22 protein-coding genes are annotated in these 26394 nt (G+C 70.8%); 10 read left to right on the top strand and 12 right to left on the bottom strand.

Features of this window, described 5'->3' with window-relative positions; translation table 11 throughout:
* The first annotated feature begins 511 nt into the window (after positions 1 to 511).
* Positions 512 to 1804 (top strand): DUF3422 family protein, encoded by a 1293-nt coding sequence (locus NVS83_RS08280; RefSeq protein ID WP_258739124.1) that lies wholly within the window; start codon positions 512 to 514, stop codon positions 1802 to 1804.
* 129 nt (positions 1805 to 1933) lie between these two features.
* Here the strand turns inward: NVS83_RS08280 and NVS83_RS08275 are convergent, their stop codons facing one another.
* The 6 genes from NVS83_RS08275 to ileS all read right to left on the bottom strand — a co-directional run bounded on the left by NVS83_RS08275 (position 1934) and on the right by ileS (position 11147).
* The gene (locus tag NVS83_RS08275; RefSeq protein WP_258738888.1) at positions 1934 to 2962 is read right to left on the bottom strand and encodes a hypothetical protein; all 1029 of its coding nucleotides are present in this window, start codon (positions 2960 to 2962) and stop codon (positions 1934 to 1936) included.
* Positions 2963 to 3152: 190 nt separating this feature from the next.
* Entirely contained in the window at positions 3153 to 4457 is a 1305-nt protein-coding gene (locus NVS83_RS08270) for a M16 family metallopeptidase (RefSeq protein WP_258738887.1), read from the bottom strand.
* Positions 4458 to 4540: 83 nt separating this feature from the next.
* A complete protein-coding gene (locus NVS83_RS08265; protein WP_258738885.1) occupies positions 4541 to 5989 on the bottom strand; it encodes a M16 family metallopeptidase in 1449 nt (482 codons plus the stop codon).
* 729 nt (positions 5990 to 6718) lie between these two features.
* Complete coding sequence (locus tag NVS83_RS08260) at positions 6719 to 7384, bottom strand: hypothetical protein (protein WP_258732041.1); 666 nt, start codon at positions 7382 to 7384, stop codon at positions 6719 to 6721.
* A 111-nt stretch (positions 7385 to 7495) separates the two neighbouring features.
* On the bottom strand, positions 7496 to 7984 hold the full coding sequence (gene lspA / locus NVS83_RS08255; protein ID WP_258738884.1) for a signal peptidase II: 489 nt from the start codon (positions 7982 to 7984) through the stop codon (positions 7496 to 7498).
* An 88-nt stretch (positions 7985 to 8072) separates the two neighbouring features.
* Entirely contained in the window at positions 8073 to 11147 is a 3075-nt protein-coding gene (gene ileS / locus NVS83_RS08250; RefSeq protein ID WP_258738883.1) for an isoleucine--tRNA ligase, read from the bottom strand.
* A gap of 929 nt (positions 11148 to 12076) precedes the next feature.
* Between ileS and NVS83_RS08245 the strand changes: the two genes are divergently transcribed.
* On the top strand, positions 12077 to 12481 hold the full coding sequence (locus NVS83_RS08245; protein ID WP_258738882.1) for a GFA family protein: 405 nt from the start codon (positions 12077 to 12079) through the stop codon (positions 12479 to 12481).
* A gap of 73 nt (positions 12482 to 12554) precedes the next feature.
* On the opposite strand, the gene NVS83_RS08240 is transcribed toward NVS83_RS08245, so the two are convergent.
* The 3 genes from NVS83_RS08240 to NVS83_RS08230 all read right to left on the bottom strand — a co-directional run bounded on the left by NVS83_RS08240 (position 12555) and on the right by NVS83_RS08230 (position 15454).
* Positions 12555 to 13505 carry a bifunctional riboflavin kinase/FAD synthetase gene (locus NVS83_RS08240; protein WP_258732035.1) on the bottom strand — a complete coding sequence of 317 codons (951 nt, stop codon included), beginning with the start codon at positions 13503 to 13505 and terminating at the stop codon, positions 12555 to 12557.
* A gap of 110 nt (positions 13506 to 13615) precedes the next feature.
* The gene (locus NVS83_RS08235; RefSeq protein ID WP_258738881.1) at positions 13616 to 14518 is read right to left on the bottom strand and encodes a TIGR01459 family HAD-type hydrolase; all 903 of its coding nucleotides are present in this window, start codon (positions 14516 to 14518) and stop codon (positions 13616 to 13618) included.
* A 117-nt stretch (positions 14519 to 14635) separates the two neighbouring features.
* A complete protein-coding gene (locus NVS83_RS08230) occupies positions 14636 to 15454 on the bottom strand; it encodes a Crp/Fnr family transcriptional regulator (protein ID WP_258732033.1) in 819 nt (272 codons plus the stop codon).
* 122 nt (positions 15455 to 15576) lie between these two features.
* Here NVS83_RS08230 and NVS83_RS08225 point away from each other — a divergent pair, with 122 nt between their 5' ends.
* The 3 genes from NVS83_RS08225 to NVS83_RS08215 all read left to right on the top strand — a co-directional run bounded on the left by NVS83_RS08225 (position 15577) and on the right by NVS83_RS08215 (position 18205).
* Complete coding sequence (locus NVS83_RS08225) at positions 15577 to 15723, top strand: hypothetical protein (RefSeq protein ID WP_258738880.1); 147 nt, start codon at positions 15577 to 15579, stop codon at positions 15721 to 15723.
* Entirely contained in the window at positions 15716 to 16759 is a 1044-nt protein-coding gene (locus tag NVS83_RS08220) for a sensor histidine kinase (protein ID WP_258738879.1), read from the top strand. Before NVS83_RS08225 ends, NVS83_RS08220 begins: the two co-directional genes overlap by 8 nt.
* Positions 16760 to 16831: 72 nt before the next feature.
* Positions 16832 to 18205 (top strand): dihydroorotase, encoded by a 1374-nt coding sequence (locus NVS83_RS08215; RefSeq protein WP_258738878.1) that lies wholly within the window; start codon positions 16832 to 16834, stop codon positions 18203 to 18205.
* Here NVS83_RS08215 and truA read toward each other — a convergent pair.
* Positions 18202 to 18954, bottom strand: a complete 753-nt coding sequence (gene truA, locus NVS83_RS08210; protein ID WP_258738877.1) for a tRNA pseudouridine(38-40) synthase TruA — start codon at positions 18952 to 18954, stop codon at positions 18202 to 18204. The two genes, NVS83_RS08215 and truA, sit on opposite strands and share 4 nt — an antisense overlap.
* 126 nt (positions 18955 to 19080) lie before the next feature.
* Here truA and polA point away from each other — a divergent pair, with 126 nt between their 5' ends.
* The gene (gene polA / locus NVS83_RS08205) at positions 19081 to 22023 is read left to right on the top strand and encodes a DNA polymerase I (protein WP_258738876.1); all 2943 of its coding nucleotides are present in this window, start codon (positions 19081 to 19083) and stop codon (positions 22021 to 22023) included.
* Positions 22024 to 22078: 55 nt separating this feature from the next.
* Here the strand turns inward: polA and NVS83_RS08200 are convergent, their stop codons facing one another.
* Positions 22079 to 22489, bottom strand: coding sequence for an Ohr family peroxiredoxin (locus NVS83_RS08200; RefSeq protein WP_258732028.1), 411 nt, complete (start codon positions 22487 to 22489; stop codon positions 22079 to 22081).
* A gap of 254 nt (positions 22490 to 22743) precedes the next feature.
* Here NVS83_RS08200 and ygfZ point away from each other — a divergent pair, with 254 nt between their 5' ends.
* From ygfZ to NVS83_RS08180, 4 genes are read left to right on the top strand one after another with little or no spacing between them, the layout of a single operon-like run.
* Positions 22744 to 23595 carry a CAF17-like 4Fe-4S cluster assembly/insertion protein YgfZ gene (ygfZ, locus tag NVS83_RS08195; protein WP_258732027.1) on the top strand — a complete coding sequence of 284 codons (852 nt, stop codon included), beginning with the start codon at positions 22744 to 22746 and terminating at the stop codon, positions 23593 to 23595.
* Positions 23592 to 24251 (top strand): DNA-3-methyladenine glycosylase I, encoded by a 660-nt coding sequence (locus NVS83_RS08190; RefSeq protein WP_258738875.1) that lies wholly within the window; start codon positions 23592 to 23594, stop codon positions 24249 to 24251. Before ygfZ ends, NVS83_RS08190 begins: the two co-directional genes overlap by 4 nt.
* 10 nt (positions 24252 to 24261) lie before the next feature.
* Entirely contained in the window at positions 24262 to 24957 is a 696-nt protein-coding gene (locus NVS83_RS08185; RefSeq protein WP_258738874.1) for a YfbR-like 5'-deoxynucleotidase, read from the top strand.
* A gap of 13 nt (positions 24958 to 24970) precedes the next feature.
* Positions 24971 to 25477 (top strand): tyrosine phosphatase family protein, encoded by a 507-nt coding sequence (locus tag NVS83_RS08180; RefSeq protein ID WP_258738873.1) that lies wholly within the window; start codon positions 24971 to 24973, stop codon positions 25475 to 25477.
* A gap of 10 nt (positions 25478 to 25487) precedes the next feature.
* Here the strand turns inward: NVS83_RS08180 and NVS83_RS08175 are convergent, their stop codons facing one another.
* On the bottom strand, positions 25488 to 26165 hold the full coding sequence (locus NVS83_RS08175; RefSeq protein ID WP_258732023.1) for a L,D-transpeptidase: 678 nt from the start codon (positions 26163 to 26165) through the stop codon (positions 25488 to 25490).
* Positions 26166 to 26394: the final 229 nt, after the last annotated feature.

Genomic DNA, 26394 nt, shown 5'->3' with positions numbered 1-26394 from the left:
GATAAACGCGTGGGGCGTTGGAGCTGCTCTTCGCGTAGGCCGGGCCGCCGAGGGCGACCGCGAAAGCCGCAAGCAGGCACAACGTCCAAAACCGCACACGCTTCATGTCACGAATCCCGAAAACAACCAATAAACTTCATGCATCCGCCACAACGACCAAGGCAAACGAAATTTGATTCGCTCCTGTTTCCTGTCGCGCATGATGCGAATACGCAACAGGCCAGGAAAGACTTGCCCCACCGGAAATGACGAGCCGGTTTTCCCGCCCCGTCCCTCCGGCTTAACCTCGCGCGACCGGGACCCTTGCCAGTCGTTGCTCATCATGCAACCGACTGGGGCGCCCATGGTTCCGCCGCATTGGTAGCGGGCGGCGGCGCACCGGCACGGAGCCCGGGCGCATCCGGTGGTGGGGCAGAAGGGATGCCGGCGCGGGCCGGCCCCGCGAAAGGGAGCAGGACGCGTGGTCGAGACGAAGCCGCCGAGGAGCGAGACCAGCCCCGCCGGCGCGGCGGTGTTCCAGGATCATCCGCTGCGCGCGCCGGTGCTCGCCGAGCTGCATGCGCGCCCCTTCCTGCCGGTGGCGACGCCGGCGCGCATCCTGCACGTCGCCTTCCTGGTCGACCGCGAGCAGGCGGCCGCCGACCGCGCCGCCTTCGCTGGCCTGTGCGCGGCGCGAGGCCAGCCGGGCCCGGCGCGCGAGGCCAAGCAGCACCGCGTCGCCTTCGGCGGCGCCATCCTGCGCTGGGAGCGCCACGCCGAGTTCACCACCTATACCTGGGAGCTGCCGAGCGAGGACCTGATCGACGGCGGCCTGCCCTTCCATCCCGCCTCGGGGGCGCTGGTGGGCACGCTGGCGCAGCTTCCCCAGCCCGGCCCGCTGCTGGTGGCGGTCGACCTCCAGCTCGTCACCGACACCGCCGATTCGCTGGCGCTCGACCGGCTGTTCGACCGTTCCAGCCTCGCCCGCTCGGACGTCGAGGACGGCTTCGCCGAGATCGCCACCGACTTCCAGCCCGACCCGTCCGGCTTCGTGCGCATTCTGGTGCGCGACCGCGGCATGACGCCGGATGCCTCGGGCGCGCTGATCCAGCGGGTGCTGGAGATCGAGACCTACCGCACGCTGGCGCTGCTCGGCCTGCCGGAGGCGCAGCGCCTCGCCCCCACCGTCGCCAAGATCGAGAACGAGCTCGGTGCCATCACCCGCGAGATGCGCGAGAGCGAGGGCCTGGTCGCCAATAACCGCCTGCTCGGCGCGCTGACCTCGCTCGCCGCCGAGCTCGAGGCGGACGCGGCGGCGGCGCTGTTCCGCTTCGGCGCCACCCGCGCCTATGAGGAGATCGTCACCCAGCGGCTGCAGGTCATCGGCGAGCGGCCGATCTCGGGCTACCCGACCTGGCAGCAGTTCCTGCTGCGCCGGCTGCAGCCGGCCATGCGCACCTGCCAGGCGATCGAGCAGCGCCAGGCGAACCTGTCGGTCAAGCTCACCAGCGCCGCCAACCTGCTGCGCACCCGGGTCGATGTCGAACTGGAGCAGCAGAACCGCGACCTGCTGTCCTCGATGAACCGGCGCGCGCGCATGCAGCTTCGCCTCCAGCAGACGGTCGAGGGCCTGTCGGTGGCGGCCATCTCCTACTACGTGGTCAGCCTCGTGCACTATGTGCTGGAGGGCGTGCATCCGGCGCTGGAAGAGGCGGGGCTGCACGTCAATGTCGGCATCGCCACCGCGCTCGCCGTGCCGTTCGTGGCGCTGCTGATCTGGTCGGTGGTCCGCCGCATCCGCCGCGGCCACGCCGACGAGGGCTGAGGCAGGCCCGGCGGCCCGCACGACAAGGCACACAGCGCCGGCCCAGGCCGTACGGACTAATTGGATCGATCGACGGCGGATCGGGAACGGCGGTGCGCCCGCCGTCCCCCTTGCCCGCCGGAGCGCGCGCTACTGCGAGAAGCCGCCGGTCGAGGGCGCGGGCGCGCCGATCCACTGGTTCTGGCTATCCTGCGCCGGGGCCGGGCTCGAGGCCGCCGGGGCGGTGCTCGCCGGGGCGGTGGTGCTCGGCGCCGAGACCGCCGGGGTCGGCGCGGCGGGCGCGGTGCGCGCGGGCGCGCTCTGCACCGGCGCGGGCGCGGCGCTCGCCGCCGGCTTGGGCGCGGCGGGCTTGGGCCGCGCGGGCTTCGGCCGGGTGGTGGTCTGGCGCGGCCGCGCGGGCTTGGCCTCCTTCGCCCCCTGGGGGTCGAAGCCGACATAGACCACGTAGCGGTCGAGCGTCGCGGCGTCGGGGCGCGGGAAGTTCACGTCGTCGGCGAGGATGCTGAAATCGACCTGCAGCACGTTCTGGCCGATCTCGACCGGCACCGCGTAGAACTTGGTCCAGACCGACTTCGGCACCGGGCCTTCCTCGACCACGGCGAGGCGGATCGGCACGTCGACCTTGCCCGGGCCGCCCTTGGCGCCGAGCAGCACCCGGCCCTGGATGCCGATGCGCATGTTCATGTCGGGCGTGGTGAAGCGGCAGTCGCGGGCGAACTGGCCGAGCGTCGCCTGGTAGCGCAGCGCGCCGTCGGTGGGCTCGGTCACCTGCCAGGCGGCGGCGCCGCCGCGCACCTCGACCCGCGGGCAGGAGAAGTCGGAGTCCGCGCCGGCGCCGGGCGTGGTCGCCGCCACGGCCGCGGTGCCGCCCGCTGCGGGCGTCCCGGTGGCCGGCGTGCCCGCGGCGGGCGTCCCGGCCGCGGTGCTGGTGCCGTCCGGCCGCACCGTCGTCGTCTGCATGCTGGAGCCGAACAGGCCCTGCTGGTCGGCATTGCCGGTCCCGCCCGGGCCGACATCGCCCCCGCCGCCGCCTATCCCGTTGGCGCATCCCGCCAGCAGCAGCGCCAGCGCCGGAACGGCCAGCAACAGCCGCCCGCGCGGCACCGCCGGCCTCGCTTCAGGGACCCGGTTCCGCAGCTTCTCAACACACATACGCATACTCCCCGCCTGACCCGGTCGCGCGGTCTTCCCCCATCCGCGCCCGGCCGGCTCTGTCGAGCTCCGCCTTCATGCGGAGGCACTTATAGCAGGCGATCGCGCGCTGGGAACATTCCCGCGCGCATCGCCCAACTCTTCGTCCATGTTCCCGGCCAAGGTCCGCACCGACCTCCCGTCGCCTCGCCCGCGCTCAGCCGCCGTCGCCGGCGCTCACGCCGGCCGGGCGGCCGACCACGCTGAACAGCCAGGCCGGATCGTTTCGGAACCGCGCCGCCACCCGCTTGATGTCGTCGAGCGTGACCGCGCCGACGAGCTGGTTGCGCACGTCGATATAGTCGATGCCGAGATTGTCGATCTGGATCTGCAGCAGCTGCGCGGCCACCTTGGTCGAGGAATCGAAGCGCAGCGCGAAGGAGCCGATGAGGTAGCTCTTGGCGTCCGCCAGCTCCTCCTCGGTCGGGCCTTCCTCCAGCAGCTTCAGCCACTCGCCCTTGATGATGTCGATGGTCTCGCCGGCGCGCTCGTTCTTGGTCGCGGTGCCGCCCAGGATCAGCGCCGCATGGTCGAGCGGGGCGAGGTGGCTGTAGACCGAATAGGCGAGGCCGCGCTTCTCGCGCACTTCGCGGAACAGGCGCGAGGAGAAGGCCGAGCCGCCCAGCATGTGGTTGAGCACGAAGGCGGGGATGAAGTCCGGGTCGTTGCGCTTGAGGCCGATGCCGCCGAACACCATCGAGGTCTGCGGCACGTCGAGCTCCTTGACCACCACCGTGCCGAGGCCCTGCGGGGTCACGTCCGGCACCGGGGTGAGCTCGGCCTTCGCCGGCAGCGCGCCGAACATGGCGTCGAGCGCCGGGGCGAGGGCCTCGGCCGTGATGTCGCCCACCACCGCGATCTTGAGGTTGTCGCGGGCGAGGTCGTGCGCAACGAAGCCCTTCAGGTCGGCGCGCGAGATGGTCGGCACGCTCTCCAGCGTACCCATCACCGGCCGGCCATAGGGGTGGTTCGGGAAGGCGCGGGCCGACCAGCCCAGGCTCGCCAGCGTCGAGGGGTCGTTCAGCCGCCGGCGCAGCGCGGCGAGCTGGCCCTGGCGGATGCGCTCCACCGCCTCGTCGTCGAAGCGCGGTTCGGTGACGGCGAGGCGCATCAGCTCGAACGCCTCCCCGGCATTGTCGGAGAGGGTGCGCAGCGAGCCGGAGACCTGGTCGCGCGAGGCGTCGAAGCGCAGCTCGATCGCCTTCTCCGCCATCCGGTCCTGGAACGCCTGCGCGTCGAGCTCGCCCGCGCCCTCGTCGAGCAGCGAGGCGGCGAGATTGGCCACGCCCGGCTTGTCCGCGGGGTCCTGCGAGGCGCCGCCGATGAAAGCGACCTCCATCGCCACCAGCGGCAGCGTGGTGTCGTGGACGAGCCAGGCTTCGATGCCGCCCGGGCTGACGACGCGCTGGATGCGCGTGGTCTCGGACTGGGCGGGGGCGACGGGGAGCAAGGCGACGGTCATGATCACACTGGCGGCGAGGTGGAGGAGAGGGCGGATCGGGCCGCGGCGGGGTGGGCCGGAAGACGGTCTGCGCCGGGCCACGTTCATGAACGCTTCTCCGGGGCGCCGCTCCCGTTCGCGGGGGCGGCGGCCGGGTCGCTCGCGCCGGGCGCCGGCTCGCCTGCGGTGCCGGGGCTCGCGGCAGCGGGTTTCGCGGCGGTGGGGGTCGCGGCGGTCGGGTTCGGCTTGGCCGGCAGCAGCTCGGTTGTGACCGAGCGCGCGGGCAGCAGGTAGCGCCGCGCCACGTCGCGCACCTCGTCGGCGGTCACGGTCTTCACCATGTCCGGCCAGCCCGAAACGTCGGCCGGGGTCGAGCCGGTGGCGAGCGCCGCGCCATAGATGCGCGCCAGCGTCGCCTGGTTGTCCTGGGCGTAGATCGCCTCGGCCACCAGCCGGGTCTTGGCGCGCTCCAGCTCCTCGGCGCCGGGGCCGTTGGCGGCGAGGTCGCCGATCACCGCCTCGAGCGCCTCTTCCAGCGCCTCCATGGTGACTTCCGGACGCGGCGAGGCGGAGATGGCGAAGCGCGTCTCGTCGAGCGCCGTGCTCTGGTACCAGGAGCCGGCGCCGGCGGCGAGGCCCTTCTCGGCCACCAGCGTGCGGTAGAGCCGGCCGGTCGAGCCGCCGCCCAGCACCTGCGCCAGCACGTCGAGCGCGACGCTCTCCTGCTTGTCGTTGCGATAGGAGGGCACGAGATAGGCGCGCGAGAGATTGGGCTGGCCCACGCGCGGGTCGGCCAGCGTCAGGCGGCGCGCGGCGCGCGGGGGCGGCTCCTGCGGGCGCACCCGCTCGGCGGTCTGGGCGCGCGGCTGCACCTTGCCGTAGGTCTCCTCGGCGAGCTTCTTCACCTCGTCCGGCTCGACGTCGCCCGCCACCACGAGGATGGCGTTGTTGGGCGTGTAGAAGCGCTTGTAGAAGGCGAGCGCGTCCTCGCGGTTCAGCTTCTGGATCTCGTCTTCCCAGCCGATGATCGGGTGGGCATAGGGGTGGTTGACGAACATCGCCGCCTGCGCCGCCTCGGAGAGCTGCGCGGCCGGGTCGTTGTCGGTGCGCATGCGCCGCTCCTCCAGCACCACGTCGCGCTCGGGCAGCACCACCTCGTCGGTGAGCACGAGCCCGGTCATGCGGTCGGCCTCGAAGGCCATCACCGTGCCGAGATGCTCCTTGGCCACGCGCTGGAAATAGGCGGTGTAGTCCTGCGAGGTGAAGGCGTTCTCCTGGCCGCCGAGCTTGGCGACCACCTGCGAGAACTCGCCGGCGGGATGCTCGGCCGTGCCCTTGAACATCAGGTGCTCGAGGAAATGGGCGATGCCGGACTTGCCGGGCTGCTCGTCGGCCGAACCCACCCGGTACCACACCATGTGGGTGACGACCGGGGCGCGATGGTCGGGCACCACCACCACCTGCAGGCCGTTGTCGAGGGTGAACTCGGCGGCTTCGGAGCCGCTGGCGCGGTTCGAGGCGAGGGACGCGGCGATCAGCATCACGGCGGACATCAGCTTTCCAGTCGACAGGGTTCGAGATGGCATTCCGGTCACAATATCCGTATCGAGGCCATGATATAGGCTCGCGGGCGGGCTTCAGCCATAGCCGGCATCGGCCTCGGATGACGCAAGCCGCCCGGCAGCCCGGACGGCGCCGGAGGGAATCGCGCCGGCAGGGGCCTTGAAACGGGCGCCCCACGGGCCGGAGCGGTCGCGGCCGGGCGTCGTGCAGAAAGGCGGAACGTCGCGCGGAGCGGGGCCCCGCGAGACGGGCGTCGGTCGGCGCGGGGAACGTCGCGCGAAGGGGCGGCCGGATCGCCGCCGCGTGGCGCGAGCGGCACGCAGCTCTCGCGCGAAGTCTGCCACAGATCATGGCCACGCGATGTCGCGCCGGATCACTCCCCTGTGAGGCGCGCCGCGCGCGCCCTTGATTCCGCGACGTCGGGCGCCAGCCGGGACACGATCCCGGAAGCCATCAGGCCTGCGAAATCGCGATCCCCGCGAGTCCCGGTTCGCAAAGCCATCGCCGGTTTGGCCAGGGCAACCTCTTCCCGGGAAACCTCAAGCCGGGGCGGCCAACCCGATGACACGCCGGCCTCGAAAAGGGCGGGCCGTCAACCGCCGATCCTTGCAGCGGCACGTCCGCCGGATGCGGCCTGCCGCGCCGGGAAACACCCGCCGCGCGCGTCAGGCCACCCACCTCACGCGAACCGGCTCACGCGAGCGGGCACGCATGCGGGCTCAGTGCCGGTCGTTGTTGCTCTGCGTCCGGTCGAACCAGTTCGGCAGCTTCCATTCCTTTTCGTCCGGGCGCTCGGCGACCACGCCATAGGCGGCGCCTTCCGCGGGGGTCTGGAAGCCGGGCGGCGGCTCGGTCAGCGAGGTGCGCTCGGGCTCGCCCTGGAACACCATCGGCTTTTCCTTCTGCTTCTTGTCCCAGCCGAGGAAGCCGAGTCCCTCGGTCGGCTTCAGCCAGTCCGGGCGCTCGGCGTTGTTCTTCATCATCGCGCCGCGATAGGTCGAGTTCGGGTTGGTGCCGCGCGCGACCTCGGCCGGGGTGAGGGCGCGGGTGGCGTCGCGGTCGCTGAAGTTCACCGGCGTGCGTGCCGCCTGGAGTTCGGCCTTGCGCCGCTGCACGTCCACGTCCTTCGGCCAGGCCGGGTTCTGCGACAGCGCGTTGGCGTTGCGCGGGGGCGGCAGCACGTCGTCGGCCGGGGGCACCACCAGCGGCGCGCGCTCGCGATAGTCGATCTCCGGCGGCGTCGGCGCCACCAGGCCGAAGCTGGTGAAGAGCTGCTCGGTAAAGCTCTGTTCCTGGGCGGAAGCCGGTGTGCCGGCCATGGCAAGGGCGACGCCGAGAGCTCCGCCGAGAAGGGCGGCGCGCGTCGAAAGGGGTCGCTTCATCATCCGATCGTCTCCTGAGGGCACGGCGTCGGGCCGGGCTTCCCGGGCCGGCGCGCGAAGACGGTCGGAAGCGCGCACATGCCCGGACGATGGGCGGTTAACACGGCAGGGCGGCTAATTTGCGGCGCCGCCACGCACGGAGTCATACAGAAGCAGCCCGACCCCGGCAACAATCGCCACGTCCGACAGGTTGAAGATGTACCAGTAGAAGCCGAAGGCGTGCAGCGACACGAAGTCGAACACCGCGCCGTAGAGCCCGCGGTCGATCGCGTTGCCGAGCGCGCCGCCGATCAGCAGGCCCAGCGCCGCCGCCTCCAGCCTTCGGTCGACCCGCGCCAGCCAGAGCCAGAACAGCACCGCCGCGATCACCTTCACCCCGCCCAGAATCCACCAGCCATGCGGGCCCTGGGCGAACAGCCCGTAGCTGATGCCGGTGTTCCACGCCTCGACAAAATCGAGGAACGGCGTGACGTGGACGATGCCGGCATCGCCGAAGTCGACCCCGTGCAGCACGGCGAGCTTCGAGGCCTGGTCGATGACGAGGGCGGCGAGGGCGAAGCCCGCCCCGTAGAGGGTCCGGGGGCCGGCGAGGCGGAGTTTCATGCGGGCGGCTTCCGGTGCGGCGTCATCGAGGTCCGGCGCGCGCGTGCCTCCGGCGTGCCGGAGGACGGCGCCGCGCGCGCGGGCCCGCTCACTCGGCGGCGCGCCGGGCGCTGGCGAGCTCGCGAAGCGCCATGGCGTCGCGCGGGGTCACGTCGGGATAGTCCGGGTCGGTGCCCACCAGCGGCGAGATTTTCCACGAGCGCGCGCATTTGCGCCCCTGCGCCCGCACCGGCACCACCGCGACGCCCGGCACCTCGTCGAGCCGGAACGCGTCCGCCGGTCCCTCGTCGGGCATCAGATGGGCGTCGGAGGTGATGCACACTTCGGCGAGGTCCACCGCGCTAACCGCCGCGAACAGCGCCGGGTCGGTGACGTGGATCGCCGGCGCCGCCTCGAGGCTGGAGCCGATGCGCTTGGCCGCCCGCTCCACCTCCAGCGCGCCGAGCACGACGCGCCGCACCTGGCGGATCTTGCGCCACTCGTCGGCGAGCGCGTCGTTGCGCCACTTGGCCGGCGTCTGCGGGAAGGTCTGGAGGTGCACCGAATCTTCCTCGGAGGGGAAGCGCGCGAGCCACGTCTCCTCCGCCGTGAAGGGCAGGATCGGCGCCAGCCAGATCACCAGCCGCTGGAAAACCTCGTCGAGCACGGTCAGGCACGCATGGCGCGTCACCGAGGAGATCGGGTCGCAGTAGAGCGCGTCCTTGCGCACGTCGAAATAGAACGCGGAGAGTTCCGTGGTCATGAACGCGGTCAGCGCCGCGTTGACCCGCTTGAAGTCGAAGCCGGCATAGGCCTCGCGCACCACGCCGTCGAGCTCGTGGAGCCGGTGCAGCACCATGCGCTCCAGCGCCGGCATGTCGGCATAGGCGACGCGCTCGGCCTCGCGGTAGTGGTGCAGCGAGCCCAGCAGCCAGCGCAGCGTGTTGCGCAGCTTGCGGTAGGTCTCGACCGTGGTCTTCAGGATCTCCGGGCCGATGCGCAGGTCGTCCGAATAGTCCGAGGCGCACACCCACAGCCGCAGGATGTCGGCGCCGGAAGCCTTGATCACCTCCTGCGGGGCGACCACGTTGCCGATCGACTTCGACATCTTGCGGCCCTGCTCGTCGAGCACGAAGCCGTGGGTGAGCACCACGTCGTAGGGCGGGCGCGCGCGGGTGCCGCAGCTCTCCAGCAGCGAGGAGTGGAACCAGCCGCGATGCTGGTCCGAGCCCTCGAGATACATCACCCGGTCCGGCCCGCCATTGAAGGCGCGGTCGACCTTCAGGTCCTCGCGCACCTCCAGCGTGAAGGCGTGGGTGGAGCCGGAATCGAACCAGACGTCGAGGATGTCGTCGACCTTGCGCCATTCCTCGGGGCTGTACTCGTTGCCGAGGAAGCGGGTCGCCGCGCCGTCCTTGTACCAGGCGTCGGCGCCCTCGGCCTCGAAGGCCTCGGTGATGCGCCGGTTCACCTTGTCGTCGCGCAGGATCTCGACCGTGCCGTCGCCCTTGTCCTTCACGAACACGGCGATCGGCACGCCCCAGGCGCGCTGGCGCGAGACCACCCAGTCGGGACGGTTCTCGATCATGCCGTTGATGCGGTTGCGCCCGGTCTCGGGCACCCACTCGACCCCGGCGATGCCGCCCAGCGCCCGCGCGCGCAGCGTGTCGCCGGCCGTCGTCGAGCCGTCCGCCGCCGCGATGTCCTTGTCCATCGCGATGAACCATTGCGGCGTGTTGCGGAAGATGATCGGCGCCTTGGAGCGCCAGGAGTGCGGATACTGGTGCTTCAGCCGCCCGCGGGCGATGATCCTGTCCGCCGCCGCCAGCGCCTTGATGACGACGTCGTTGGCGTCGCCGTCCTTGCCCTTGTCGTCCATCACCCGGTGGCCGCCGAACAGCGGCACGTGGTCGTAGTAGTAGCCGTCGGGGCCGACCGTGTGCGGCACCTCGCCGAGCTTGGCGGAGATGTAGAGGTTGAAGTCGTCGGCGCCGTGGCCGGGCGCCATGTGCACGAAGCCGGTGCCGGTATCGTCGGTCACGAAGTCGCCGGCGACCACCGGCACGGGGAAGTCGAAATAGCCCTTGGTGCCCTTCACCCCCGCCAGCGGATGGGCGCAGACGAGGTGCGTCGGGTCGACCTCTTTGTGGCGCTCGTGGCCGGTCACGCGCGCGGCCTTGAACACCTCCTCGGCGAGGTTGTCGGCGAGGATGAAGTGCTCGCCCACCTTGGCCCAGTTGTCGGCCGGCGCCTCGGTCACCTCGTAGACGGCATAGGTGACGTCCGGCGAGAAGGCGATGGCGCGGTTGCCCGGAATGGTCCAGGGCGTCGTGGTCCAGATGACGACCGAAGCGCCCTCATAGGAGGGGAAGAGGTGGATGTCGTCGGCCTTGTCGGCCGGCTCCAGCCCCTTGGGCAGGCCGCCGGCGGTGGCCGCGCTCTTGCGGTAGCCCTTGACCGGGAACTTGACGTAGATCGTGGTCGAGGTGTGGTCGTGATACTCGACCTCCGCCTCGGCGAGCGCGGTGTTCTCCACCACCGACCACATCACCGGCTTGGAGCCGCGATAGAGCAGGCCGTTGGCGGCGAACTTCATGATCTCGCGGGCGATCTGCGCCTCGGCGGGGAACGCCATGGTGGCGTAGGGATGGGCCCAGTCGCCCTCGACGCCGAGCCGCTTGAACTCCTCGCGCTGCACGTCGAGCCAGTGCTCGGCATAGGCGCGGCATTCCTGGCGGAAGGCGACCATGGCGGCGGCGTCGGCGAAGTCGGGCTTCACCTTGCCCTTCTTGCGGTAGTTCTCTTCCTCGATCTTCCACTCGATCGGCAGGCCGTGGCAGTCCCAGCCCGGGACGTAGTTGGAATCGTGACCGAGCGCGCCCTGCGAGCGCACCACCACGTCCTTGAGGATCTTGTTGAGCGCGTGGCCGATATGGATGTTGCCGTTGGCGTAGGGCGGGCCGTCATGCAGCACGAAGCGCGGGCGGCCGGCGCCGGCCTGGCGCTGCCGGCCGTAGAGGTCGATCCGCTCCCAGCGCTTCAGCAGCTCCGGCTCGCGCTGCGGCAGGCCGGCGCGCATCGGGAACTCCGTCTGCGGCAGGAACAGGGTCGACGAATAGTCATGCGCCGCGGCCTCGCCGGCGGGCTCTTTGTCGGTACGACCGTCGCTGTTGCGGCTCGTCATCGCGCGCTCCTTCACTCGCCGCCCGGTTTAAGCGCAGCCGCAAGGCGGTGCAAGGGCAGTGCGGAGGCCGCTACCGGGAAGGCGGAGCGCGCGCGGAGGGGTCAGGCGAACGGCATGGGAGCGGCGCGAGTGACAGCCGCTGCCCACCCGCTCCGCGCTGGCCCCGGCGCACAGCGTGCCCTCCCGTCACCGGGGTGGCACCGGGGTGCGGCGCGGGAGCGGGCCGGCCTGCCCCTTCCCCCACCTCTTCCCGCTGGAGCGGGGTCGCCCCACGGCGGCGGGCGAGGTTGAAGGCCGGGTGGGATTGTAGCGCGCATCTTCGCCCGGCGTGGGCCGTCTCCGATCCCTTACCAGTCGGACAGCCGCAGCTCCGGCCTCCCATCCCCTCCCAGAGAAACTTATCCGCACCCCCAGGGGCGGGGCGATAATGCCCGCACCTGTCCCGGCAAGGGGGCGCAACCGGAGCGGCCGGCTCGCGCGGGACGGGGGCGGTGGCCATGGCGCAAGGGATAACGCACCCTCGCCCCGTGGCGGCCCAAGCCTTGCGTTCCCGGGCCGCATCACCGCGGTCCACCGGGCGGCGTGCCGGCAACGGTTCGCCGTGCCACAGCGGAGGATAGCAACGGTAAGTCCTCCGGGGGCCGCAGGGAGCAAGCCTCAAACACCGCGTGCGGGGCGCCGGGAGCGGCGCGTCGGACGGTTGACTAAAGGCTTGCACCACCTTTTCACACCCGGTGCAGGCGACCGCCGGAGCGTTCCGCCCCGGCGCCCCGCGCGCCCTCCTGGAGGGCGCTCCGTGCTCATCCGCCCGGCCCCGCGAGGGGTGCGGGAGTTCGGTGCTGGGTGGGGGAAGGGGCGCGGAGGTCAGGGCGTGGTGGAAGGCCGGCGGCGACTGTGAAACAAGGCGCCGTCTGACGGGATCGAAAACGATGACATTTTCCTGCCTCTGCGGCCGCGTCCGCGTCGATATTCCGGCGCCGCCCGCATTCATCAACGCGTGCAACTGCACCCTTTGCAGCAAATCGGGCGCCCGATGGGCCTATTTCAGCCCGTCGGAGGTCGGCGTCGAAGGGGTGACGAACGGATATAGCCGGGAAGACAAGGAAGACCCGGCCGCCGAAATCCACTTCTGCCCGACCTGCGGCTCGACCACGCACTTCGTCCTGACCGCGAGTGCCGTCTCACGGTTCGGCAACAGCCAGATGGGCGTCAATATGCGCCTCGTGGACGAGAAGGACCTCGCTGGAACGGAACTGCGCTATCCCGACGGGCGGGCCTGGCCGGGCAAAGGCGGCTTCGACTATGTGCGGCCGGCCCGGATCATCGGGGAATGAGCGTCGAACCGGCGGCTCCGGCAACGATCGACGCTGCAAGCCCGCTTCGGCGACCACCGTGCGCGGGCGAGCCCTAGCCCAGCGCGGCGCGGGCGCGGGCGCTGTCCTCGTCCATCTGCGTGATCAGCGCCTCGATGCTGTCGAACTTCAGCTCCGGGCGCAGATAGGCGTGGAAGGCGACCCGCAGCACCCGGCCATAGAGGTCGCCGGCATAGTCGAACACGAAGGTCTCGAGCCGCGGCGCGCCGTCGTCGAAGGTCGGCCGGCGGCCGAAGCTCGCCACCCCCTTGTGCACCGTGCCGTCGATCTCGACCGTCACCGCATAGATGCCGTGGGCGAGCGTGATCGCCGGGTCGAGGCGCATGTTGAGGGTCGGGTAGCCGAGCTCGCGCCCGCGCTTGTCGCCGTGGATCACCTCGGCCTCGACCGCCCAGGGCGCGCCCAGCATGTCGGCCGCCTGCTCGACCCGGCCCTGCTCCAGCGCGGCGCGGATCGCGCTCGACGAGATCTGCGCCCCCTCGTCCAGCAGCGGCGGCACGATCTCGACCGGGAAGCCGTGGCGCCGCCCGGCCTCGCGCAGGAAGATCGGCGAGCCGCCGCGGCCCTTGCCGAAATGGAAGTCGTAGCCGGCGACCACCATGGCGACGCCGAGCCGGCCGATCAGTATGTCGGCGACGAAGGCCTCCGCGTCCTTGGCCGCGAGCGCGGCGTCGAAGCCCAGCACCACCGCGCCGTCGAGCCCGGTCTCGGCCAGCCGGGCCAGCTTCATCGGCGCCGGGGTGAGGCGGAACACCGGCTCGTCGGGCCGGAAGAAGGAGCGCGGATGCGGCTCGAAGGTCACCGCCAGCGCCGCCCGTCCGAGCGAGCGGGCCTGCTCCAGCGCGGTGCCGATCACCGCCCGGTGGCCGCGATGCACGCCGTCGAAATTGCCGATGGCGACCACGGGATGGGCGAGCTCGGCCGGCAGGGCCTCGCTGCCGCTCAGCACGCGGAACGGATGGGAACGGTGGATCGGCTGCATCATCTCGGCGACAGGCGGGCACGCGGCATCAAAAGGCGGGCCACGCCGGCCCGCGCCATGGCGCATAACTGGCGCGCCCGCCGGCCCGCGTCAATCCGGACTAACCCCGCGCGCTACCAGGCGAGCCGCGTGGTGACGGCGACCGGCAGGCCCGGCCCGTCGGCCAGCAGCCGCGCCAGCGCCTTCGGGTCGACCTCGGCGCCGTGCTCGAGCCCGAGCTCGCCGGCATGGATCCCGGCGCCGACGAACAGGCAGTCGATGCCCGCCCCGAGGGCGCCGGCGAGATCGGTGCGCAGCGCGTCGCCAATGGCGAGGATGCGCCCGGATGCGGTCTCGGTGCCGCGCAGGGCGCGGGCGGTGGCGAAGGCGGTGTCGTAGATCGGCCGGTGCGGCTTGCCGCAATAGACCGCCTCGCCGCCCAGCGCCTCATAGGCCTCGGCGATGGCGCCGGCGCACCAGATCAGGTCGCCGCCGCGCTCGACCACGATGTCGGGATTGGCGCAGATGAAGGGCAGCGCGCGCGCCTTCGCTTCCTTCAGCGTGGCGGCGTAGTCGTCCGGCGTCTCCACCGTGTCGTCGAACAGGCCGGTGCAGACGATCAGCTCGGCCGCCTCGAACCCGGTCAGGCTGAGGTCGAGCCCGTCATAGATGCCGAGGTCGCGCTCCGGGCCGAGGTGCCACATCCGCACCCCCGGCCGCTCCGCCAGCAGCGCGTTCGTCACCATGCCGGAGGTGACGATGGTGTCGTAGGCCGTGCGCGGCACGCCGAGCCCGTCGAGGATGCGCGCCACCCCCTCGCGCGGTCGCGGCGCGTTGGAGACCAGGATCACCGTGGCCCCCGCGGCGCGGGCGCGCTGCAGCGCGTCCGCCGCCGGCGCGAAGGCGGCGACGCCGTTGTGTAGCACGCCCCAGACATCGCACAGGATGACGTCGTAGCCCGGCGCGAGCCCGGCGAAGGAGGTGATGACCGGCGGGAGGTCGCCGGGGCGGGAGGCGGGGCGCGGATCAGCTGTCATGGCCGGGGATTGCCACGAGCGCGGGGCGCGCACAAGCCGCTCCGGCGCGGCCCGGCCATGCGCGGCGCCGGCGTCACGCCCGCATGCCGCCGTCCATGGCGGTCCGGCGGTCGCCGCTCAGGGGCGGAACAGGGGTCCGTTGGTGACCACCATGCCGTGGCCGGGCACCTCGTTGCCGGCGGGATAGACCCCGCTCAGCACATCGTTGAAATGCCGGCGCACGGTCTCGTCGCAGCCGCAGCTCATGGCGCGCAGCTTCGGCAGGTCGCGGATGACGAGCCGCGCGCGGCGCGGCTCCACCGCCCCGCTGTCGCGCAATTGCTGGATCACCCGGCCGATATAGGAGCGCCCCACCGCCAGCATGGACGCGAGCTGCTCCTGGGTGAGGCGCACATCGTCGCCGCCGGTGCGGTCGAGCGCGGCGACCAGCCATTTGGCGGTGCGCTGCTCGATGCTGTGCGCGGCGTTGCAGGCGACCGACTGGAACACCTGCGCCAGCAGGCAGTCGGCATAGCGCGCGAACAGGTTGCGCAGGCTGGACGAGGCGCTCTTGGCGCGCTCCAGTTCCACCGTGTCGAGGCGCAGGATCGGCCCGCCGATCTGCACCACGGCGCGGGCATAGGCCGGCAGCCGCCCCTGGCTGACGATGCCGCCCACCGCGCCCTCGCGCCCGACCGGGGTGATCTCCACCGGCCGGCCCTCGTCGAGCACCACCATGAAGGAGATCAGCGTCGGCCCGCAGGGGAAATAGACGTGCCGCACCTCGTCGCCGGGCTCGTAGAGCACCGCGCCGGGGCGCCGGTCGATGCGCCTGAGATGGGTCTTGAGAAGGTTGAAATCCGCCGGGCGCAACGCCCCGAGCAGATTGTTGCCGCCCGACGACGGCTCGCCGCTCTTGTCGTGCTCCTCGCCGCTCGCTTCCTCGCTCCGACGCATCGCTTCCACTCCTCCACCGTCCGCGCGTCTCCAACGCGGAGGGGAGCAAAATGTTCACTTGTACGCAGAACTCACCGTGCCGGACGCCTAGAAGGGGGATCGATTTTCGGGAGTGAGGCAGGGTGCCGGAGACGGTCATCATCGAGGGCGCGGTGGCGATGCGGGCGGGGCGGGCTGCCGCGGGCGCCGGTTTCGGCGCCGTCGTCGCGCGGGTTGCCGGCAGGGCCGGGCGCGGCCTCGATGCCGCGCCGGCATACGCCCATGGCTGAGCCGGCCGGCGACGCCGCTTCCGATACGTTCTTCTGGCGGCTGGTCCGGCTCGCGCGGCCGCTGCGCGAGCATCCCTGGCGCGGCGACGCGGCGGGCGTGGCGATGTTCGGCGCCGCCCTCCTGCTGCGGTTCGCGCTGGAGGGAATCCTGCCGCCGGGCTTTCCCTTCCTCACCTTCTTCCCGGCGGTCATCCTCACCACCTTCTTCTGTGGCCTGCGGCCCGGCATCACCTGCGCCGCGCTCTCCACCCTCGCCGCTTGGCACTTCTTCATCGGCCCCTCGGTCGGCATGCGGCTCGACAACGGCCAGGCGCTGATGGCCCTCGCCTTCTTCGTCGGCATCGCCGCCCTCGACATCGTGCTGATCCACTTCACCTTCACCGCCGCCGACACGCTGCGCGCCGAGCGCGAGACCAGTGCCCGGCTGAATGGCAGCCTGCGCATCATGTTCCAGGAGCTGCAGCACCGGGTCGCGAACAACATGCAGTTCGTGGCGGCGCTGCTCACCCTGCACCGGCGGCAGGCGGCGGCGGACCCCAATGTCGCGCTCACCGTGCTGGACGACGCCGGCATCCGGCTCGAGACCATCGCGCGCATCCATCGCCGGCTCTACGCGCCCGAGCAGCTCGACATGCCGACCGGCCAGTATCTTCGCGAGCTGTGCCGCGACCTCATCGAGGCCGCCGGTGCGCGCGAGGTCACCTGCACCGTGGAGGCACCGGACCTTCGCCTGCGCATCACCCAGCTCACCACCCTGTCCATGCTGGTGGCGGAGATCGTGACCAATTCGCTCAAGCACGCCTTCGCGCCCGGCCAGCCGGGGCTGATCGACGTCGCCATCACCCCGCTCGGCGCCGGCCGTTACGACCTCGCCATCACCGATGACGGGCGCGGCATACCGGTGGACTTCGATCCCTCCTCGCGTTCGAGCCTCGGCTTCCGCATCATCCAGGGGCTGGCGGCCCAGCTCGGCGGTACGCTGCGGCTGGAAGGGGGATCCGGTACGGCGGCCCATGTCGAATTCGTGGTCGAATAGGCCGGGCGAGGTCTGCTAGAAGCGGGCGGACCGGCTCGGCGATCGCCGCCACGAAACCAGCCCGAGGATTCCATGACCCAGACCTTCGATCTCCTGCTCAAGGGCGGCACCGTGGCCAATCAGGACGGCGTCGGCGCCCGCGACGTCGGCGTGGTCAATGGCCGCATCGCCGGCATCGGCAGCTTCGATGCCGCCCAGGCCGGCGAGACCCTCGACTGCACCGGCCTCACGATCCTGCCCGGCGTCATCGACACCCAGGTGCATTTCCGCGAGCCGGGAATGGAGCACAAGGAAGACCTGGAGACCGGGTCCCGCGCGGCGGTGATGGGCGGCGTGACGGCGGTGTTCGAGATGCCCAACACCAGCCCGCTCACCACCTCCGCCGAAGCGCTGGAGGACAAGCTCGCCCGCGCCACCGGGCGCATGCATTGCGACTTCGCCTTCTTCGTCGGCGGCACCCATGACAATGTGAAGGACCTGCCGGAGCTGGAGATGCTGCCCGGCGTGCCGGGAGTGAAGGTGTTCATCGGCTCCTCCACCGGCTCGCTGCTGGTGGCCGACGATCCCGGCGTGCGCGCGATCCTGAAGGTGATCCGCCGCCGCGCCGCCTTCCACTGCGAGGACGAGCCGCGCCTCGCCGAGCGCCGGCACCTGCGCGTGCCGGGCGACGCCTCCTCGCACCCGGTCTGGCGCGACGAGATCGCGGCGCTGACCGCCACCACCCGCCTCGTCAACCTCGCGCGCGAGGAGGGCAAGCGCGTCCACGTGCTGCACGTCACCTCCGCCGAGGAGATGGCGTTCCTGCGCGAGCACAAGGACGTCGCCACCGTCGAGGTGACGCCGCACCATCTGACCATGGATGCGGACTGGTACCGCCGGCTCGGCTCGCTGGTCCAGATGAACCCGCCGGTGCGCGAGGCGCGCCACAAGCCGCTGCTGTGGCAGGCGCTGGCCGAGGGCGTGGTCGACGTGCTTGGCTCCGACCACGCGCCCCACACGCTGGAGGAGAAGGCCAAGCCCTATCCCGACAGCCCCTCCGGCATGACCGGGGTGCAGACGCTGGTGCCGATCATGCTCGACCATGTGAATGCGGGGCGCCTGACGCTGGAGCGTTTCGTCGACCTGTCGAGCGCCGGCCCGGCGCGGATCTTCAACATCGCCACCAAGGGCCGGATCGCGGTCGGCTACGACGCCGACTTCACCATCGTCGACATGAAGCGGCGCGAGACCATCCGCAATGGCTGGATCGCCTCCCGGCCCGGCTGGACGCCCTATGACGGTGTCGACGTCACCGGCTGGCCGGTCGGCACCTTCATCCGCGGCCGCCGGGTGATGTGGGAGGGCGAGCTCGTCACCCCGTCGGGCGGGACGCCGGTGCGCTTCCTCGAATCGCTCGGCGCCGCCGTGCCGAAGCGCACGCCCACCCTGCTGGAGCGGCTCGGCTAGTAGGTCACCTCGGCGAGATAGAGCCCCGCCGCGGGGGCCATCGGCCCGCAGCGGGCGCGGTCCTTCGCCTCCAGTGCGGCGGTGACGTCGTCCGGCGTCCACGCGCCCTCGCCGACCTTCACCAGCGTGCCGACCATGGAGCGGACCTGGTGATGCAGGAAGGAGCGTGCCTGCGCATGCACGCGCACTTCCATGCCCGGCCCCTCGATCGCCACCCGCTCCACCTCCAGCCGGTCGAGCGTCTTCAGCGGCGAAGCGGCCTGGCAGCCGACGGCGCGGAAGGTGGTGAAGTCGTGCCGGCCGATCAGCCGCGCCGCGCCGAGCGCCATCGCCTCCGCATCGAGCGGGCGCAGCACCCGCCAGGCCCGGTCGCGCTCGAGCGCGAGGTCCGGCCGGCGGGTGATGATGCGGTAGACGTAGCGCCGGCCGGTGGCCGAGAAGCGGGCGTGGAAATCGTCGGCGACCGCCTCCGCCGCCAGCACCGCGATCGGGTGCGGGCGCAGATGCGCGTTCATGGCGTCGCGCACCGTATCGGGCCGCCAGTCGCGCGAGAGTTCGACATGCGCCACCTGCCCGGTGGCGTGCACGCCCGCATCGGTGCGCCCGGCGCCGTGCACCGCGACCGGCTCGCTGGCGAAGCGCTCGGCCGCCCGGGCGAGCAGTCCCTGCACGCTCAGCCCCTCGGCCTGGATCTGCCAGCCGACGAAGGGCGTGCCGTCATATTCGATGGTGAGCTTGTAGCGGGGCATGGCGCTCTCTAGCCTTCCGCGCGCCGCGCGTCATCTCCCCCGGCCTGCGCATCGGTTCCGCGCCCTCGCGACGGTTGCCGCGCGCAGGCGCTTCGGGCATCGTGCGCGGCCGAACCGGAGCCCCCCATGCCCGAGCACGATCCTCTGGAAGCCGGCGATCATGTCGTCCTGATCGACGGCTCCGCCTATATCTTCCGCGCCTACCACGCCCTACCCCCGCTCACCCGCACCTCGGACAAGCTGCCCGTCGGGGCGGTGGCGGGCTTCTGCAACATGCTGTGGAAGCTGGTGCGCGCGCAGGGCTTCTCGCCGGCGCCGACCCACCTCGCGGTGGTGTTCGACAAGTCCGAGCAGACTTTCCGGAAAGAGATCTACCCGCTCTACAAGGCGCAGCGCCCCGACCTGCCGGAGGACCTCGTCCCGCAGTTCCCGCTGATCCGCGAGGCGACGCGGGCCTTCGACCTTGCCTGCGTCGAGCAGGACGGCTTCGAGGCCGACGACCTGATGGCGACCTATGCCGAGCAGGCCAAGGCCAAGGGCGCGCTCGTCACCATCATCTCCTCCGACAAGGACCTGATGCAGCTCGTCGACGAGCGGGTGCGCATGTACGACCCGATGAAGGACCGGGCGATCGGCGCCGAGGAGGTGTTCGAGAAGTTCGGCGTCGCGCCGGAAAAGGTGGTCGACGTGCAGTCGCTCGCCGGCGATTCGGTGGACAACGTGCCCGGCGTGCCCGGCATCGGCGTCAAGACCGCGGCCCAGCTCCTCGCCGAATATGGCGACCTCGACACGCTCCTCGCGCGCGCGGGCGAGATCAAGCAGACCAAGCGGCGCGAGAACCTGATCGAGTTCGCCGACCAGGCCCGCCTGTCGCGCGAACTCGTGACGCTGAAGCGCGACGTCGCGCTCGACGTACCGCTCGATGACATCGCCGTGGTGGAGCCCGAGGGCAGGCGGCTCATCGCCTTCCTGAAGGCGATGGAGTTCAGCACCCTCACGCGCCGCGTCGCCGAGGCCTATGAGATCGACGCCGGCGCCGTCGACCCGGACCCGGAACTCAAGACCGGCGGCAGCGAGAGCGGCCAGCTCATGGCCGGGCTCGACCCGGAGACCGGCACCTCCGCCGTGCCGGGCGACGTCGAGGCGACGCCGACCGCCGAGCGTGCGCTCACGCCGGCGGCCCTCTCAACCGCGCGCATCGCCGAGGCGACCGTGACCCCGGTCGACCGCTCGGCCTATGAGACGGTGACGACGCTGGAGCGGCTGCGTCAATGGGTGGCGCGCGGCTACGAGGTCGGCACGGTTGCGGTCGACACCGAGACCACCGGTCTCGACCCGATGCAGGCCGAGATCGTCGGCTTCTCGCTCGCCACCGCGCCGAACGAGGCCTGCTACGTCCCGCTCGCCCATAAGGGCGGCGACGAGGGCCTGTTCAGCGAGGGGCTGCTGCCGGACCAGATTCCGCTCGAGCAGGCGATATCGGCGCTGAAGCCGCTGATGGAGGATCCGGGCGTCCTGAAGATCGGCCAGAACCTCAAATATGACTGGCTGATCTTCAAGCGCCTCGGCATCGAGCTCGCCCCCTATGACGACACGATGCTGATCTCCTACGTGCTCGACGCCGGCGCCTCGCCGCACGGCATGGACCCGCTCTCCATGCGCTGGCTCGGCCACACGCCGATCAAGTACGAAGAGGTATGCGGCAAGGGGAAGGGGCAGATCTGCTTCGACCGTGCGGCGATCGACCGGGCGACCGACTACGCCGCCGAGGATGCCGACGTCACGTTCCGGCTCTGGCGCGTGCTGAAACCCCGCCTCGTCGCCGAGGGCAAGACCGGCGTCTACGAGACGCTGGAGCGCCCGCTCGTCACCGTGCTCGCCCGCATGGAGGCGCGCGGCATCATGATCGACCGGCAGATGCTCTCACGCCTGTCCGGCGAGTTCGCGCAGGGCATGGGGCGGCTGGAGGCCGAGATTTCCGGCATGGCGGGGGAGACCTTCAACCCCGGCTCGCCCAAGCAGCTCGGCGACATCTTGTTCGGCAAGATGCAGATCCCCGGCGGCCGCAAGACCCCGACGGGGGCCTGGTCCACCGGCGCCGACGTGCTGGAGGAGCTGGCCGAGGCGGGCCACGAGCTGCCGCGCCGCATCCTCGATTGGCGCCAGCTTCAGAAGCTGAAATCGACCTATGCCGACGCGCTGCCGACCTATGTGAATCCCGAGACCGGGCGCGTGCACACCTCCTTCGCGCTGGCGGCGACGACGACCGGCCGGCTCTCCTCCTCGGAGCCGAACCTGCAGAACATCCCGGTGCGCACGGAGGAGGGCCGCAAGATCCGCCGCGCCTTCATCGCCGAGCGCGGCCACAAGCTGATCTCGGCCGACTATTCGCAGATCGAGCTGCGGCTGCTGGCCGAGATCGCCGATACGCCCTCGCTGCGCCAGGCGTTCCAGGACGGGCTCGACATCCACGCCATGACGGCGTCGGAGATGTTCGGCGTGCCGGTCGAGGGCATGCCGGGCGAGGTGCGCCGGCGAGCCAAGGCGATCAATTTCGGCATCATCTACGGCATTTCGGCCTTCGGCCTCGCCAACCAGCTCTCGATCCCGCGCGAGGAGGCGGGCGCCTACATCAAGCGCTATTTCGAGCGCTTCCCCGGCATCCGTGCCTATATGGACGAGACGCGCGCCTTCGCCCGCGAGCACGGCTATGTGGAGACGCTGTTCGGCCGGCGCTGCCACTATCCCGACATCGCCGCCAAGAACCCCTCCATCCGCGCCTTCAACGAGCGTGCCGCCATCAATGCGCGACTGCAGGGCTCTGCGGCGGACATCATCCGCCGCGCCATGACGCGCATGGAGGCGGCGCTCGCCAAGGCCGGCCTGTCAGCGCGCATGCTGCTGCAGGTGCATGACGAGCTGATCTTCCAGGTGCCGGACGAGGAGATCGAGGCGACAATCCCGGTGGTGACGCGGGTGATGGAACATGCGCCCATGCCCGCCGTCGCGCTCAAGGTGCCGCTGAAGGTCGACGCCCGCGCGGCGCTGAACTGGGAAGAGGCGCACTGAGAGGGCCGACGTGAGGGGCCGGCCTCTCCCGCCGGGGAGAGGCCGGAACAGCCGCTCAGCTCGCCAGCTCGACCGGGATGTTGCCGCGCGTGGCCTTGGAATAGGGGCAGACCTGGTGGGCCGCCTCGAGCACTTCCTTGGTCTGCTCGGGCGTCAGCGCCGGCGCCTTCAGCGACAGCTTGGCGGCGAGGCTGAAGCCGTCGTCGCCCTTCACCAGCGAGACCGCCACGGTCACGGCGGCGCCGGTGACGTCGAGCTTCTTCTGGTGGCCGACGAGCTCCACGGCGGAACCGAAGCAGGCGGCATAGCCGGTCGCGAACAGGTGCTCGGGCGTGGTCTTGCCGGCTTCGAGCGCGCCGTTCTTCGGCATGCCGAGATCGACCGAGACCGAGCCGTCGCTGGTCTGGGAGTGGCCGTTGCGCCCGCCGACGCAGGTGGCGGTACCGGTGAAGAGGACGGTGGACATGGGCTGTCTCCTGCTGTTGGGACCTTCAATGTGAGGGTCGCCCGCAAAAATGGTGCGACAGGGCGACCAAACAATATCTTGCACGATATATTTTGCCGATCCGCATGGAATCCGTTTGAGGTCGTCGTCGTGTTCCCTCTTTGTTTCAGTTTGGCCTTGCCCGGGCCTGTCGCAGGGCTTACCTCTAGGCATCGCCGGTGCCCGCTTGCGGGCACGCACATCCGTTCGACCACAGCGCCCATGGAATCCGTCCGATGCCCATCGCGGTCCTGAGGGAACGCGCGCTCGCCCGCGTCGCGGGAGCCGATGCCGCCCATTTCCTCGACAATCTGATCACCGCCCGCACCCCGGTCGAACCGGGCGCGGCGCGCTATGGTGCGCTGCTGACGCCGCAGGGCAAGATCGTCGCCGACATGATCGTCGTCGCGACCGAAGGCGGCTTCCGCCTCGACGTGCCGCGCCTCGCACTGGCTGACCTCCTGAAGCGGCTCCAGCTCTACCGGCTGCGGGCCAAGGTCGAGATCGGCGCCCTCGACGATCTCGTGGTCGCCGTGGCCTGGGGCGGATCGGAGCCGCTGGTCGACGCCTTCGCCTATGACGACCCGCGCCTTGCCGCGCTGGGGCGGCGCTTCCTGCTGCCGGCGGCCGAGGCGGCGAACATAGAGATGGTGCCGGAGGCCGAGTGGCAGGCGCACCGCATCGCGCTCGGCGTGCCGGAGGGCGGCACCGACTTCCTTTATGGCGACGCCTTCCCGCATGAGGCGGACATGGACCAGCTCGGCGGCATCGACTTCGACAAGGGCTGCTATGTCGGCCAGGAGATCGTCAGCCGCATGCAGCATCGCGGCACCGCGCGCACCCGCATCATCCCCTTCGCCCTGTGCGGCCCGGCGCCGGCGGAGGGCACGCCGATCCTCGCGGGCGGCAAGACCATCGGCCGCCTCGGCTCGGGCGTCGACGGGCGCGCGCTCGGCCTGGTGCGCCTCGATCGGCTCGAGGATGCGCGCGCCGGCGGCCAGGTGGTGGAGGCGGACGGCGCCGCGCTGGTGGCCGAGCGGCCGCAATGGGCGCATTTCGCCGTTCCCGGAACGGAGAGCGCGGCGTGAGCGAGCTTCTCCATGCGGACGGCGTCACCCGCTGCTCCTGGTGCGGGTCCGACCCGCTTTATGTCGCCTATCACGACACGGAATGGGGCGTGGCCGAATATGACGACCGCGCGCTGTTCGAGAAGCTGATCCTCGACGGATTCCAGGCCGGCCTCGCCTGGATCACCATCCTGCGCAAGCGGGAAGGGTTCCGGAGCGCCTTCGACGGCTTCCAGCCGGAGATTATCGCCCGGTACACGCCCGAAAGGATCGAGGCGCTGATGGCCGACCCAGGCATCGTGCGCAACCGCTCCAAGATCGTCTCGACCGTGCGCTCGGCGCAGGCGTGGCTCGACATCATGGAGAAGGGTCCGGGCTTCTCGAAGATGCTGTGGGAGATCAACGGTCCGGTGCTCGACAATCGCCGCGCGCCGGGCGATCCGCCGATCGTCACCTCGCCGGTCGCGGCCGCCATGTCGAAGGAGCTGAAGCAGCGTGGCTTCAACTTCGTCGGGCCGACCATCGTCTACGCCTTCATGCAGGCGGTCGGCATGGTGGACGACCACGTCGTCTCCTGCCATCGCCACGGCAAGGGCGGGGCCGGCAAGGGAGCTTCCGGTAAGGTAACGCATGACGCGCCGGTTGCGGGCGGCCTGGCGCCCGGCGGGCACGCTTGAGGCGTCGTCGATGACCGCTCCTGCCAACGCCGCCGGCACCGCCAAGACGCCGCGAAAAAAGCCCGCCCGCGTCTGGCAGCGCATGTTGTCGGGACGCCGGCTGGACCTGATCGACCCGTCCCCGCTCGACATCGAGATCGAGGACATCGCCCACGGCCTCGCCCGCGTCGCGCGCTGGAACGGGCAGACCCACGGGCCGCACATCTTCTCTGTCGCCCAGCATTCGGTGTTGGTAGAGGTGATCGCCCGCCGTCAGGCCGGCGCGCGCGGGGCGGAGCTCGATCGCCGCTGGAAGCTCGCCATGCTGCTGCACGACGCGCCAGAATATGTGGTCGGTGACATGATCAGCCCGTTCAAGGCCGTGCTCGGCGGCAATTACCGCGAGGTCGAGGAGCGCCTGCTCGCGGCGGTGAGCCTGCGCTTCGGCCTTCCCGCGCACTGGCCGGTGGCCCTGGTGAAACTGGTCAAGTCGGCCGATCGGGCCAGTGCCTTCCTTGAGGCGACGCGCCTCGCCGGCTTCGATCTCGCCGAGGCGAAGAGCTTCTTCGGCCGGCCCTTTCCGCTCGACGCGGCCGAGGAGCGAAGCTATCTGGCGCCCTGGAGCGCGGACGAGGCTGCGGCGCGGTTCCTCGCCCGCTTCGCCGAGCTCGCCGAGGAAGGCGGCGCATCCGCGCCCCGGCCCGCTCCGGCCCGCTCCGGCCGATGACCTGGAGGTCTTGATGATTCACGTCTGTCCGCTCTCGCGCCTCGAGGAGACGGTGACGCGCACCGGCGCCGGCCATGTGCTGAGCGTGATCAATACCGGCACGCCGGTCGCGCTGCCGGCCTGCGTCGCGCCCGGCAACCATCTGTTCGTCGGCTTCAACGACATCACCGCGCCGCAGGACGGGCTGATCCATCCCGCCGCCGAGCATGTCGAGGCGATCCTCGGCTTCACCCGCCGCTGGCCGCGCCGGGCGCCACTGGTGGTGCACTGCTTTGCCGGCATCAGCCGCTCGACCGCCTCGGCCTATATCGCCGCCTGCGCGCTCAATCCCGGGCGCGACGAGGCGGGCATTGCCCGCGCGCTGCGGCTCGCCTCGCCGATCGCCACGCCGAACGCGCTGCTGGTCGCGCTCGCCGACGAGGCGCTGGGGCGAAAGGGGCGCATGGTCGAGGCCATCGCCGCCATCGGCCGGGGCGAGGAGGCGATGGAGAACGTGCCCTTCGAGCTGGCGCTCGACTGACGAAGCGGGGTCAGCTCACCGCCGCGCCGGTCGCCGGCAGCACCACGACCTTGGTATCCACCGGCACACGGCCGTAGAGGTCGATGATGTCCTGGTTGATGAAGCGGATGCAGCCCGACGACACCATGGTGCCGATAGTCCACGGCTCCACCGTGCCGTGCAGGCGGTACAGCGTGTCGCGCCCGTCCTTGTAGATGTAGAGCGCGCGCGGCCCGAGCGGGTTGCCTTCGCCGCCCGGCATGCCGCTGGCATAGGGGCCATAGCGGTCCGGCTCGCGGCGGATCATGTCGGGCGTCGGCGTCCAGTGCGGCCATTTGGCCTTGCGGGCGATGGTGCCGGCGCCGCGGAAGTTGAAACCTTCCTGCTTGCCGACGCCCACGCCGTAGCGCAGCGCCCGTCCGTTGGCCAGGACCAGATAGGCGAAGCGCTCATTGGGATCGACCACGATCGTGCCCGGCTGCTCGCGGGTGCTGTAGGCCACTTCCTGGCGCAGGAAGCGCGGGTCAATCTGCGAGATGTCGACCGCCGGCACGGGGAACGGCTCGTCGTTGATCGCCGCATACATCTTCACATATTGCGGGTCGAGCGTGGGCGGCAGCGCGCTGAGGCGCGGATTGCTGGTGCCGGTGGTGGTACAGCCGGCGAGCGCGACGGGCGCGGCGAGTAGAAACAGGCGGCGATCGATCATGGGGAGGAAAACTCGCGGGTGGAAAGGCATGCCCTTTCCTATAAGCGCTCCGGGTTAATTCGGTCTCCCGTCCGGTTCACGGTGGCGTTATGCGTGCAAGAGAGTGCGAAGCTGTGGCCCGAACGCCCCAGATTGGCCTCCCGGCGAACGCCATCCATCAATATTCATGATTGTGATCCGCAATAATATTCGCTTTTCGAGCCGCGGATTGCCGCCCTATTGCTAGCTT

Origin of the sequence: Ancylobacter mangrovi (genome assembly GCF_024752335.1) — a bacterium.
Classification (GTDB): Bacteria; Pseudomonadota; Alphaproteobacteria; order Rhizobiales; family Xanthobacteraceae; genus Ancylobacter; species Ancylobacter mangrovi.
This window is presented reverse-complemented; position numbering and strand designations above follow the sequence as displayed.